General features: G+C 56.5%; 15 protein-coding genes. 3 read left to right on the top strand and 12 right to left on the bottom strand.

The features are described from left to right. Nucleotides 1-238 precede the first annotated feature (238 nt). A complete protein-coding gene (sdhC, locus tag N7650_RS27495) occupies nt 239-613 on the top strand; it encodes a succinate dehydrogenase, cytochrome b556 subunit (protein ID WP_005005993.1) in 375 nt (124 codons plus the stop codon). Between the two features lie 860 nt (nt 614-1473). Here sdhC and N7650_RS27490 read toward each other — a convergent pair. The 5 genes from N7650_RS27490 to N7650_RS27470 form a co-directional block, all read right to left on the bottom strand. After that, nucleotides 1474-1740, bottom strand: coding sequence for a hypothetical protein (locus N7650_RS27490; protein ID WP_003464988.1), 267 nt, complete (start codon nt 1738-1740; stop codon nt 1474-1476). A gap of 169 nt (nt 1741-1909) precedes the next feature. Beyond that, a complete protein-coding gene (locus N7650_RS27485) occupies nt 1910-2191 on the bottom strand; it encodes a DUF427 domain-containing protein (RefSeq protein ID WP_003464986.1) in 282 nt (93 codons plus the stop codon). 67 nt (nt 2192-2258) lie between these two features. Next, on the bottom strand, nt 2259-2531 hold the full coding sequence (gene grxC / locus N7650_RS27480) for a glutaredoxin 3 (RefSeq protein ID WP_005005995.1): 273 nt from the start codon (nt 2529-2531) through the stop codon (nt 2259-2261). Nucleotides 2532-2984: 453 nt separating this feature from the next. Then, entirely contained in the window at nt 2985-3731 is a 747-nt protein-coding gene (locus N7650_RS27475) for a ferredoxin reductase (protein WP_002118292.1), read from the bottom strand. Continuing rightward, nucleotides 3724-4326, bottom strand: a complete 603-nt coding sequence (locus N7650_RS27470) for a sulfite oxidase-like oxidoreductase (RefSeq protein ID WP_003464980.1) — start codon at nt 4324-4326, stop codon at nt 3724-3726. Before N7650_RS27470 ends, N7650_RS27475 begins: the two co-directional genes overlap by 8 nt. A 467-nt stretch (nt 4327-4793) precedes the next feature. Here N7650_RS27470 and N7650_RS27465 point away from each other — a divergent pair, with 467 nt between their 5' ends. Further along, nucleotides 4794-5264 (top strand): hypothetical protein, encoded by a 471-nt coding sequence (locus N7650_RS27465; RefSeq protein ID WP_003464979.1) that lies wholly within the window; start codon nt 4794-4796, stop codon nt 5262-5264. Between the two features lie 325 nt (nt 5265-5589). Here N7650_RS27465 and N7650_RS27460 read toward each other — a convergent pair whose 3' ends face one another. The 3 genes from N7650_RS27460 to N7650_RS27450 form a co-directional block, all read right to left on the bottom strand. Continuing rightward, nucleotides 5590-5883, bottom strand: a complete 294-nt coding sequence (locus N7650_RS27460; protein WP_003464978.1) for a DUF1330 domain-containing protein — start codon at nt 5881-5883, stop codon at nt 5590-5592. Between the two features lie 58 nt (nt 5884-5941). Continuing rightward, nucleotides 5942-6373 carry a heme-binding protein gene (locus tag N7650_RS27455; RefSeq protein WP_005006001.1) on the bottom strand — a complete coding sequence of 144 codons (432 nt, stop codon included), beginning with the start codon at nt 6371-6373 and terminating at the stop codon, nt 5942-5944. 72 nt (nt 6374-6445) lie between these two features. Continuing rightward, nucleotides 6446-7459, bottom strand: a complete 1014-nt coding sequence (locus tag N7650_RS27450; RefSeq protein WP_002118279.1) for a zinc-binding alcohol dehydrogenase family protein — start codon at nt 7457-7459, stop codon at nt 6446-6448. Nucleotides 7460-7534: 75 nt separating this feature from the next. On the opposite strand from N7650_RS27450, the gene N7650_RS27445 reads away from it, so the two are divergent. Beyond that, on the top strand, nt 7535-7702 hold the full coding sequence (locus N7650_RS27445) for a hypothetical protein (protein WP_016487060.1): 168 nt from the start codon (nt 7535-7537) through the stop codon (nt 7700-7702). A 204-nt stretch (nt 7703-7906) separates the two neighbouring features. Here N7650_RS27445 and N7650_RS27440 read toward each other — a convergent pair whose 3' ends face one another. The 4 genes from N7650_RS27440 to msrB all read right to left on the bottom strand — a co-directional run bounded on the left by N7650_RS27440 (nt 7907) and on the right by msrB (nt 10701). Next, on the bottom strand, nt 7907-8875 hold the full coding sequence (locus N7650_RS27440) for a magnesium and cobalt transport protein CorA (protein ID WP_003464971.1): 969 nt from the start codon (nt 8873-8875) through the stop codon (nt 7907-7909). Further along, the gene (locus N7650_RS27435) at nt 8872-9576 is read right to left on the bottom strand and encodes a glutathione S-transferase N-terminal domain-containing protein (RefSeq protein ID WP_003464969.1); all 705 of its coding nucleotides are present in this window, start codon (nt 9574-9576) and stop codon (nt 8872-8874) included. The genes N7650_RS27440 and N7650_RS27435 overlap by 4 nt, the downstream gene beginning before the upstream one ends. A 140-nt stretch (nt 9577-9716) precedes the next feature. Beyond that, nucleotides 9717-10256, bottom strand: a complete 540-nt coding sequence (gene msrA / locus N7650_RS27430; RefSeq protein WP_003464967.1) for a peptide-methionine (S)-S-oxide reductase MsrA — start codon at nt 10254-10256, stop codon at nt 9717-9719. Nucleotide 10257: 1 nt separating this feature from the next. Then, nucleotides 10258-10701, bottom strand: a complete 444-nt coding sequence (gene msrB / locus N7650_RS27425) for a peptide-methionine (R)-S-oxide reductase MsrB (RefSeq protein ID WP_003464965.1) — start codon at nt 10699-10701, stop codon at nt 10258-10260. Nucleotides 10702-11213 lie beyond the last annotated feature (512 nt).

The raw sequence follows: 11213 nt of genomic DNA, 5'->3' as shown, positions 1-11213 counted from the left end.
GGGGAACAGCATGCCCTGCAGAACGACACACGTCACTTTTGTTAAATTAATAAGCTAGCTACCTATTGGGCATAACCTTGCAATTTGCTTCAATTTACGCACATGCACTTGCGACCTCAAAATGCAACGTAAGCCCCGAATATCTCCATTATTGTCGCCGCCAGCCTTAGTTACAGCTGCTATGATGAATGAGATCGAAAACTGAAATCCCCCACTAGAATTGTTGACTGGAGTCAAAATGAATAAAAAGCGGCCGGTTAATCTTGATATTCGAACCATTCAGCTTCCTCTCACGGCGCTTACATCGATTCTGCACCGGATTTCAGGAATTATGCTCTTTATTTTTCTGGGACTGATACTGTATATGCTGAGCAAATCGTTGGAGTCAGAAAAGGGTTTTAATGAAGTCAAGGAGATTTTTTCTTCACCTTTCGGCAAAGTTAGTTTCTGGTTGGTATACTCTTCATTTATTTATCATCTCGTAGCCGGAATTCGACACCTAGTTATGGATGTGGGTGTTGGTCATACTTTGAAAGGCAGCAATCGCGCCTCTACTATTGTTTTAGTAGTGTCGGGTGTTTTAATGGTTGCTGGCGCCGTATGGATTTGGTAGCTGTGGAGTCGTAATGCGTATTTACAAGGACTAAAAGCGTCCTTTAAAGCTAACTTACGAAAGTATTTATAATCGACGGTTCACGCTTAAACGGTTGAATCCTTTCGGGCTTCCGAATAGCTGTTAGCTGAAAGCTATCATGAGCTAAGTTTTCTGTGCATCATCAAATGTGTTAATGGGAGCGCCATAGTACTAGGTACAAATATGGCTCTAGGACAATGTTAGATGTTTTGGATTTTGAGGCGGATCGCTCTTATCGAAGATCGTCTAATTCGCTCTGAAGCGCAGGTTTTTTGAAACTATCACCTGGTTGGCACACTGTGCGAATCAACATCAGATATGAGAAAGCCAATCAGGTGAACACTACCCTCGAGGGCTCATCTGTCCAGTTAAAGCCTCGAGTCTTTCTGGGTGCGCAAAAGACAAGAAGGTTATATGGGAAAATTATGAGGCCTGGATACCATGCGTCATGGGCGTGCCGATGCTGTGAGTGACAGAGCGAGAAGCAAGTGAAAGTCCCTGAAGTAGGGGCGGGATGCGCCCGAGTGGCATTTTTTGTCTTAAGGTAGATCGCGTAGCTGTTCTTCAGAATAATCTTCAGAGCGTTGACGACAGCCATCGCTGTGCATTCCTCAAGAATAGAATGTGTCGGAAGGGTGGCGTCATTGGTGTTAGTCATCGCTTAGGATTTCTCAATCTGGCTTACACGGGCGCCTGTACCGATATCCCCGCGGATGGCGACGTATCGATGTTGAATTCCTCGCCAGACGAAGTGCAATGAGCTGCGGCTATAGGCTTGCGCAGCCTTAGATAGCCGGCCGTCGCAGGCGCGCCGGTTGGCCGGGATCTTCTTCTGCCCGTCAGGTGTCCGGTCGGAACTCCAGCACGAACGCTACGACCTTTTCGGCGGACATTTCGCACGGCTTCAACAATGTCCTATCTGATGTAACGCGGAAGAGGTTGAAGCTGACAATGTCAGTCCCGTCCAACTCCCTGGCGAACAGACTGTTGCGACGTCCGTCCCCAGATCGCCGGACGATCAAGCTGAAACGCCGGCCTTCATAAGTCCCTTCTCTGTATCCCTCCGCAAGCTTCGCGAAAGCGGCATCGAACTCGGAATGCTCCATGTCATCCATCCTTATTGATAGAACAGAGGCGCGGCGGGTGCGAGACCGCCAGTGCCGGGTCGCGCTAAGGTGCCGGGCAGATTCCTGCAGCCGACGAGGCCCGGGGTGGGCAGGATAATTGAGATGTCGGCGCCCGCATGGCTATCAGCGAAGTCGTCCGTCCAGTCTGCTAGGCAACGTCCACGCCTTTCCAGAAAGCGATGTAATCCCGGATACCCTCGGCATCCGGAGTGGGGGCGGGATAGGTCCAAGCGGCGTTCACGTTGAGCGCGTCACCCGCGCGAACATGAAAGAAGCGCGCGGCGCCTTTGATCGGACAGACAGATGTGTGCGGGCTCATCTCAAGCAGGCTCAGGTCGACTCCTGACGGTGGGAAGTAGTGATTTCCCTCGACGATGACTGTTTCGTCGCTTGTGGCGATAGTAGTGTCTTTCCAGATGGCTGAGACCAACGGACTCTCCTTTTGTATTCATCAACCGGCGAAGGCTCGCGGGCTGGCTGCCCCAAGCCGCACCTCCTCAGGTGGCAGGCGGGTTGCGCCCGAGAAGTTTGTCGAGCTCGCCTCTGACATCGAGCGCGAATAGCTCATCGGAGCCACCGATAAGGGTGCCATTGATGAAGATCTGCGGCACGGAGCTTCGCCCCGACGCTTCCGCCATGGCCTGCCGGTGAGCCGGATCCGCCTCAATATCGAGCTCCTTCCATCGCACGCCCTTTTCCTTGAGGAGCGCCTTCGCTCGGCGGCAGAACGGGCACCAATTCGTGGTGTACAGCAATACATCAGTTGTCATATTGCATCTCCGGCAGTTGCACGCGGATCGCTGTCATGGCGTTGATCTCCAATTCGCGGCGTTCAAAGATGGCGACTGCACCTTGGCCGACATCGGAGCAGATGCTGACGATTGGCCGCTATCCAGGCGACATGGCCCAAAGTGCTTTCACCGCCAGGCAGAGGCCGCACGCGCCTCCTGTAGCGCCGAGCCGATGCTCTAAGGTAACCGAGCCTCGATTGGGACGGAAGCGGTCCCGCTCGAATCGCCCATCATGCTGGTCGAGCATATCAGGACGACGGATAGTGCAGGAACTTTCAAATTGAGCTTGATGTCGAGCCAGGTATCGCGAGCGAAGGCGTTCTAGAGGCCGGGGGGTACGAAGACTGTGTTCGGCAAAACGGTTCACGTTGATCGCCAAAGCTTCCCAGGGCGCACGTCTACGATCGGCGCGACGTGAGATAGCTCGCGCCGCTAGCCCCCGTAGCGCTCCGTCTTGATGATGGAGGCGTCCAAGCCCGCCAGCAGCGCGCTATCGGTTGCGATGTTGACGAATCCGTTAGACCCGCAGACGAACACTTGCGTCGGCTTTCCCTGAAGCCTGGTTAGAATTTCTTGGACCATCATGCCGTCGATCCGTCGCGCAAAGTCCGATGCGCGAACCGGTTTCTCGCGCGTAATCGCGAGCGCCAGGACGAACGCCGGATCGCTGATTTCGATGCAATGAAGTTCTTCTGAGAAGAGAACGTCCTCGGCGGTTCGTGCGGACAGGAGCAACGCTGTCGGAACGGCTTGGGCCAATGCGCGGCGCTGCCGGATCATTGCCATCAACGGCACGAGGCCGGAGCCTCCCCCGATCAACAGAACCGGATCTATGGCAGGCTCAGGCCAAAGGAAATGGCCACCGAGCGGACCGCGAACTTCGATTTCGTCACCAATCGCCGCGATGTCGTGAAAAAACGGCGAAACTTCGGCATCCGGCATGCGCTCGATAGCTATCTCGACGATCGGGGTCGAAACTGCCGATGACGCGATCGAGTAGCTGCGCATTGCACTGTAGCCGTCGGGCGCGGTCAGCCGGATATCGACGTGCTGACCTGCGGTGTGCGCGAACGGCTTGCTCAACCGAAGGAAGAAGCTCTTGATACTCGGTGTTTGCTGGATGATGTCGTCGATCACGCATGATTGCCACGAACGGACTTGCGCTTCGTTTTCAGTCATGGGTGTATCGTTGTTCGCGCCACGGATCGCCGTAGATGTGATAGCCGTGCAGCTCCCAAAAGCCGGCCTCGTCACGCGTCGTGAATTGCAGCGCATTCACCCATTTGGCGGATTTCCAGAAGTAAAGGTGCGGCACTAGAAGACGCGCCGGCCCCCCATGATCGCGGGAAAGTGGCTTGCCCGCATAACTGAGGGCGACCATCGCTTTCCCGGAAAGCAGATCCGTCAGAGGGACGTTTGTCGAATAATTATCGTAGCAGTGCGCCAAGACGAAATCGGTAGGCCGATCAAGCTCTGCATCTGCAAGGATGTCTTCAATGAGTACACCCTCCCAAACGGTATCCAGTTTGGACCAAGAGGTGACGCAGTGAATATCCTTTGTCACCTGGGTCTTTGGTAGAGTGTTGAATTCGCCCCAATTCCACGTTTTGACGGGCTTCGGACCAATTTTGACTGTGAATTTCCAGTCGGAGGGCTCTACCCTCGGCGTAGGGCCGGCCGACAGAACAGGGAAATCCTCCACCAGATGCTGACCTGGCGGAATCCGATCGGACTGGTCGCCTGAACCGCGACCGGTGAAACCTCTGGTGACCATAGTGACCCCTCTTGCTCGATACGGCAGACCGAAGCCGGCCTTCATTTCAGTACTCTGCGTAAAGCATTTGCCCGCACATCCGCCGAATAAGCCAATCGACTAAAAATCAGATACAGATGCTCTATCATCGTAAAAAATCGCGTATCGAACATAGCGTCAGGCCAGCATGATTCCCAATACCCAATGGCTATAGGGTAGATAACCCCAAGGCTGCGTACGCTGATCTGCGGTATGCGGAGCGGAAGTTGCAGGTTCGCTCTCAAACGGATGGGCAGCGTGCAAAGCTCAAGGCTCACCAGCGCATGGTTGCCCAGTTCGCGCTCGCCGGCAGCTTGAGTATATTAAGGACGAAATGTCGATCTGATCTATTCTGGCTTCAGGAAATAGGGAAAATAAGGTCGGACGTTCGCGCACCGTCGCGACGCGCGATCATCCACTAAGCTTCTGTATCGGGGTTGGAGGATCAGATGAACGAGATCGAACGACAAGCGCCTGAGCTGCGGGTGCAAAAATGGATTGGCAAAGATGGGGAAAGTATCGCGCCGTTCAAACTGTCAGATATCGGGCCCGGCCCGAAAATCTTGTTTGCCTTCCAGCATTGGTGCCAAGGTTGCCATTTGCATGGGTTTCCGACGCTACAAAAGTTGCATGCAGCGTTGAGCTCAAAAGACGTGGGGTTCGCAGTGATCCAGACCGTCTTCGAAGGAACGCATGAGAATACCTTCGAGAAGTTGCGCGTGAACCAGCTCAAGTATGAGCTTCCTATCGTTTTCGGTCACGACGAGCAACCGACCGGCTCGCCGTTTCCAACCTTCATGGAAGACTACCGCACACGAGGAACTCCGTGGTTTACGGTTATCGACGCTGGCGGTAGCATTGTTTTCTCGGACTTCCATCTCGACGCGGAGCGACTAGTGAAGCAACTTGAGCAAGGTTAATCGTTGGAAGGTGGGCAATCATCCTGATTGCCACCCATCCCCTGATGCCCACTACAGGCGTTGCGCGCTGTAACTCTGTTGATCAGCGTGCGAAAACCCGGATCCGGATAGGAGGAGCGTCAACGATTGAATCAATCCGTTGGGAGAGGGCGGCTCCGCTCCGTCAGCTCGGCAATAGATAACCCATTCTCGCCGAGCAACTCTCTGATCCGATCGACGATATGAGCCCCTAGCGCCGCTGTCTTGGTCCCCCCCACAGATTCCCAAGATGCGAGTTCACACGCCGATACCTCGTGGTCAGCGCCGAAGTGCTTCTGTCGGTATGTCACCGCCGCCCTTCAATGATAAAGGCGCGGTAACGGGAACCGGCAAAGCGATGAGCAGCGATGGTTTGGTAGGCGGGACTGTCATACCAGTCGCGAGCGGCCTGCATCGTCGGGAAACGCAAGATTACGGCCCCTTCGATGGGCGGCCCCTCCAAATGCTGGATCGCGCCATAAGCGGCGAGAAAGGTAACGTCGTGACCATCGAACGATGGTCCGACGCCTGCAGAATAGGTTGCGAGTGCATGTGGGTCGCTGGTTTCTTCCCGCGTAAAGACGACGAACGCTTCCATCATTAGGCCTCTCAAAGGTTGGATCTGTTGGCCATTACCACCGGTGATGGCCTCACAGTCGTCAGGCTGGCAACTGGAACCCGATTTTCATGAGTGCCTCGACGCACGCATCCTGATCCTGCTGATAGTTGCCTCCGGAGATGCCTATGCCGCCGATCAACTTCCCATCCTCCAGAATCGGATAACCGCCGCCGACAGCGACCATCCGAGGGCGATAGGCTAGCGGCGCCACTTTTGGATCGTTGGTCACATAGTCGTTCCAGACATGGGTCGGGAACCCAAACGAGGCGGAACTCCAGGCCTTGTCGATGGCAACATCGACGGTAAGGAACGGCGCATCGTCGGTGCGCTCGAACGCGCGCAGGTTACCGGTGGCGTCGACGACGGCGACGGCAGCCGGGATGCCGATGGCACGGGCCGCAGCGAGCGCCGCGTCGATGAGGGCGACTGCGGTTTCGCGGTTGATCGAGGCGGTGGCAATAGATTTGGTCATGGGATTCTCATCGCTGGGGCATAACCCGTTCGGCTTTTTGAGGTTGGACAAGATGTTTGGCGATCGCGGTCGTTAGAAGCCTTCGAGGACGATCTTGCCTTTAGCCGCGCCACTTTCGATCAGTGCATGCACCGTCTTCAGATTGGCGGCATTGATCGGCGACAGTCGCCGGGTCAGCGTCGTGCGGATTTTGCCGTCGTCAACCAGCGCTGCCATCGCATCCAGAATCTCGCCCTGCTCATTCATGTCGGGCGTGCCGTAGATCGACCGCGTGAACATCAGCTCGTGGTGGATCGACACCGCCTTGCGCTTGAAAACCATGATATCGAATGCCTTGGGATCGTCGATCAGTCCGAACCGTCCTTGTGGGGCGATCAGTTCGGCGATGTCGGCGACATGTTGCTCGGTATGTGTGGTCGAAAAGACGAAAGCGGGAGCACCGATGCCGAGTTCGGCGATCTGTGGCGCGAGCGGACGAGAATGGTCGATGACGTGGTGAGCTCCAAGCCCTCTTACCCACTCTTGGGTTTCCGGTCGAGAGGCTGTGGCGATGACGGTGAGGTCCGTGCGCTGTCGCGCGATCTGGACGGCGATCGACCCAACCCCGCCCGCGCCACCGATGATGAGGATCGCCTCCGCCGCACCGGGTACGGGCTTCGCCACGTCCAGGCGGTCGAACATCGCCTCCCAGGCCGTCAACGTCGTCAGCGGCAGCGCCGCCGCTTCCGCCCAGGAGAGCGACGCAGGTTTGTGACCGACAATCCGGGCGTCGACGAGATGGAACTCCGCATTGGTACCGGGCCGTGTGATCGATCCGGCATAATAGACCTCGTCGCCTAACTCGAACTGCGTGACGTCGGGGCCGACCTCGCGCACAATCCCGGCGGCATCCCATCCCAGCACCTTCCAATCGCCATCTGCCGGCGGCGTGCTGTTGCGGACCTTGTAGTCGACCGGGTTGACCGAGACGGCCTTCACCTCAACCAGGATATCGTATCCTGCAGCGACAGGCCGAGGCAGATTGATGTCGACCAGCGCGGCATCCGCGGCGATGGGTCCCGGAACCTTGTAACCAATGGCTTTCATAAATGTCTCCAGCTTGCTTGATCGGATGACGCGAATGCTCGTTAGTCAACTTCTTCTACATTGAGGTCCCGACTCTTGAACTGGGTCGCGGTAGCAGATTTCATCGAACACGTCGATCAACAGGCCCTTATGCTCGGTCGCCGGATCGGTGATCGCGTAGAGGGTGGAGGCGTTATCGCCATCATCACCGCTTCCGAGGCGAAACGCCGCGTCGACGCAGATGCCGCACGGACCGATGGTTGATCCTGGCTCGAGATCGACGAGATTGCTGTCCTTGACGCGCTATTCGCGGTCTTAGCCCTTGGCGATGAAGGACTGAACTGCTTGTAGAGCGTCGGTCAGCTGCTATGTCATGGACGCACCTTCATCTTGAGTTGGATTGGACAAGCTTCCGTATAAGGCCCGCTGTAACCGTCAGATGACGGCGAAGAAAACGATGGGCAGTATTCACAGCCACTTAGCCTTCTTGAAGCGCACAAATAGGAAAACGCACGATATCGCTATCACTCCGAGCACGACAAAGTATCCGTAGGCCGTGTCCAGCTCCGGCATGTGCTTAAAGTTCATGCCGTATATTCCAGCGATCGCCGTCGGGACTGCCAGTATTGCCGCCCAAGCCGCCAGCTGGCGGGTGATCACCCCCGTCCTTTGCGCTTCAAGAAGGCTGCTGGCCTCAAAGACCGTGGACAGGACAAGCAGGAGGCCGTCGACCATGGACTGCACGCGGTGGACATGGTCCGCGACGTCGTGGAAATATGGTGTCATTTCGGCGCTGATGCAGGGAAAGTGGCCGCGAACGAGCTTTCGCACCAGCTCGGCCATAGCCCCGAGCGTGCGCTGGAACCGCGTGAGTTCGGACCTTAGTTCGAAGATTCGCGCCACCTCTTCTGGCCCGAGGAAATCGTGCAGCGACCGTCGCTCCATCGCCAGGACGTCGTCCTCGATCATTTCGAAGATGGGCAGATACTGGTCGACCACGCGATGCAAGATCGCGTGCAGCACATAGTCGACACCCTTGCCGAACTGCGTCGGCGATGCCTCGAGTTGCTCCCGAAGTTTGCCCAGCGCTCCGGCATTGCCGTGCCGCACGGTGATAAGGTGATTGTGACCGGTGAAGATCGCCATCTTGCCGTAGCTGATCCGGTCGCCGACCAGCTCGGCGGTCTGCGCGACGACGTACAACTCATCGTTGTAGACCTCGAGCTTGGGCGGGCACAGCGGGTGCATCGCGTTGTCGATCGCCAACGGATGAAGATTATATGTCCTTTGGATCGCGAGTAGTTCCTCGGGGGTGGGTTCGCTAAGCGCGATCCAGCAGAAGCCCGAGCGACTCTCGCCCAACTTGACGTGCTCATCGAGCGCGATTTCGCGAACTCGCTTGCCTTCGTTGTAATAATAGGCGGCGATGATGCTCATGCTGGCCTCGCGGGAATGTGGAGGCCACGCTGGACGGCCGGTCGAGCCAGCCCGCGTCCAAGCCATGCGCGGACGTTCGAAAAGCTGCTGAGGCCAAGGATGTCACCCGCAGCGTAGAATTCCACCAGCGCATTCACCCAGCCGAGCGTCGCGATGTCCGCGATCGAATAGTCGTCGACGATCCAGTCGCGGCCTTCCAGCCGGCGATCCAGAATCCCCAGCAGACGCGTGGATTCGTCGATAAAGCGCTGTTGCGGCCGCTTGTCCTCATAGTCCTTGCCGCCAAATCGCAGGAAGAAGCCGAGCTGACCGAACATCGGCCCGATGGCCGACATCTGAAAGAACACCCACGCTAGGGTCTCGTAACGCTGGCCTGGTTCGGTGGAGATGAACTGACCCGTCTTGTCGGCCAGATAGAGGAGGATCGCACCGGATTCCCATAAGGCGATGGGTCTACCGTCAGGGCCAGCCGGATCGATGATCGCCGGTATGCGTCCGTTCGGGTTCAGCGACACGAACGCCGGATCCTTCGACTCGTTGTTCGAGATGTCGATCAGGTGGGGCTCGTACGCCAGGCCAGTCTCCTCAAGCATGATCGAGACCTTGACGCCATTGGGCGTAGGGGCTGCGTAGAGTTGCAGGCGATCGGGATGAGATGCCGGCCAGCGCTGCGTGATCGGAAAGGACGAGAGGTCTGGCATAAATCTGCGATCCTGGTGTTGCGATGGCGACTGACTGGAACGAGCCGTCACTCTGAAGTAGGGTTCGATGACCGCGTCGCTGAACGACGCGGTCACGAAGATTGCGGACCGGATCGGCGCAGTGGCAACGGCAGTGAAGCCTATTCCGCCGCGGTCCCGGCCGCTGGCTGTACGTCGTCAACCTTTTGGCGCTTCGGAAGCACCCAGCCGGGACGGACGAAGTGGCAGGTGTAGCCGCCCGGGCGCTTCTCCAGATAATCCTGGTGATCGGGCTCGGCCTCCCAGAACTCGCCGACCGGCTGGACCTCGGTCACCACTTTGCCATCCCACAGCCCCGAGGCATCCACATCGGCGATCGTATCCTCGGCGACGCGCTTCTGCTCCTCGTCGACATAATAGATGCCCGACCGGTAGGAGAGCCCACGATCATTGCCCTGGCGGTTCAGCGTCGTCGGATCGTGGATCTGGAAGAAGAATTCCAGGATGTTCCGGTAGCTCGTCACTGTCGGGTCGAAGACAATCTCGATCCCCTCGGCATGCGTGCCGTGATTACGATACGTGGCGTTCGGAATATCGCCGCCCGTGTAACCCACACGGGTCGAGATGATGCCGGGCCGCTTGCGGATCAGATCCTGCATGCCCCAGAAACATCCTCCTGCGAGAACAGCGCGCTGATGCATGTTAAGCCTCCTCTACTTGATCGAGATATTCACCGTATCCCTCGGACTCCATCTCGTCGCGCGGGATGAAGCGAAGGGACGCTGAGTTGATGCAGTACCGCAGACCGCCGCGGTCGGAAGGACCATCGGGGAACACATGGCCGAGATGACTGTCTGCGTGTACTGACCTGACCTCCGTCCGGACCATGCCGTGTGCGCTGTCCCGCACCTCGTTCACGTTTGCCGAAACGATCGGCTTGGTGAAGCTGGGCCAGCCAGTACCCGAATCGAACTTGTCCGTCGAAGCGAACAGTGGCTCTCCCGACACTATGTCGACGTAGATGCCAGGCTCCTTGTTGTCGTTGTACTCGCCCGTGAAGGGCCTTTCGGTGCCCGCCTCCTGGGTAATTCGGTGTTGCTCGGGAGTCAGGTGGTCGATTGCTGTCTGTGACTTTTCAAACTTCATTACAGTCTCCAATACTTATCTAGAGGGCCAGGCACGCTACCGCTAATTTTTTATGTCTCCTGATTTGCTCCTACAATGGTAGTGGGATGGCAAACGAGGTTTTACTAAGTGTTGGAAAATTAGAGATTTAAATTTCGCGTCTATTAATTCTAGCGCAACTGAGTGGTTAAGCAAGTACGTAATCAGTAAATATTAAAAAAATAACACAAAAGCACGATTATATAATACAGTGTCAGTGTTTTATGATAATCAACAACGCCTGTTTAGATGCTGGTAGATGCGAATTTTTTGGCGTACAGTCAAAATTTTCTGATGGTTGCTTAGTGTGTTGGCGCTGATGGAAAATTGACCCACCCTGCCGATTGAAATTTGACCCAGGGCGGATTGCTGATTTTGTTACCAGCAACTGTGGATAAGTCTACCAGCGCAGCTGCTGTTGCCCCCACTCCTTCGCTAGCCCAGTTCAGTTGTTTAAGACCTGCCACACGCAGCCATGTAGCAGGCCGTCGTCG

The sequence above is a fragment of the Pseudomonas sp. GD04058 genome, from assembly GCF_029836855.1.
Lineage (GTDB): Bacteria > Pseudomonadota > Gammaproteobacteria > Pseudomonadales > Pseudomonadaceae > Aquipseudomonas > Aquipseudomonas bharatica.
Note: the sequence above shows the minus strand (reverse complement) of the source record. Positions and strands in the feature narration are given on the sequence as shown.

Coding starts and splice junctions, on each gene's coding strand:
- sdhC (WP_005005993.1), top strand. CDS start 239: ATGAATAAAAAGCGGCCGGTTAATCTTGATATTCGAACCATTCAGCTT.
- N7650_RS27490 (WP_003464988.1), bottom strand. CDS start 1,740: ATGGAGCATTCCGAGTTCGATGCCGCTTTCGCGAAGCTTGCGGAGGGA.
- grxC (WP_005005995.1), bottom strand. CDS start 2,531: ATGACAACTGATGTATTGCTGTACACCACGAATTGGTGCCCGTTCTGC.
- N7650_RS27475 (WP_002118292.1), bottom strand. CDS start 3,731: ATGACTGAAAACGAAGCGCAAGTCCGTTCGTGGCAATCATGCGTGATC.
- N7650_RS27470 (WP_003464980.1), bottom strand. CDS start 4,326: ATGGTCACCAGAGGTTTCACCGGTCGCGGTTCAGGCGACCAGTCCGAT.
- N7650_RS27465 (WP_003464979.1), top strand. CDS start 4,794: ATGAACGAGATCGAACGACAAGCGCCTGAGCTGCGGGTGCAAAAATGG.
- N7650_RS27460 (WP_003464978.1), bottom strand. CDS start 5,883: ATGATGGAAGCGTTCGTCGTCTTTACGCGGGAAGAAACCAGCGACCCA.
- N7650_RS27455 (WP_005006001.1), bottom strand. CDS start 6,373: ATGACCAAATCTATTGCCACCGCCTCGATCAACCGCGAAACCGCAGTC.
- N7650_RS27450 (WP_002118279.1), bottom strand. CDS start 7,459: ATGAAAGCCATTGGTTACAAGGTTCCGGGACCCATCGCCGCGGATGCC.
- N7650_RS27440 (WP_003464971.1), bottom strand. CDS start 8,875: ATGAGCATCATCGCCGCCTATTATTACAACGAAGGCAAGCGAGTTCGC.
- N7650_RS27435 (WP_003464969.1), bottom strand. CDS start 9,576: ATGCCAGACCTCTCGTCCTTTCCGATCACGCAGCGCTGGCCGGCATCT.
- msrA (WP_003464967.1), bottom strand. CDS start 10,256: ATGCATCAGCGCGCTGTTCTCGCAGGAGGATGTTTCTGGGGCATGCAG.
- msrB (WP_003464965.1), bottom strand. CDS start 10,701: ATGAAGTTTGAAAAGTCACAGACAGCAATCGACCACCTGACTCCCGAG.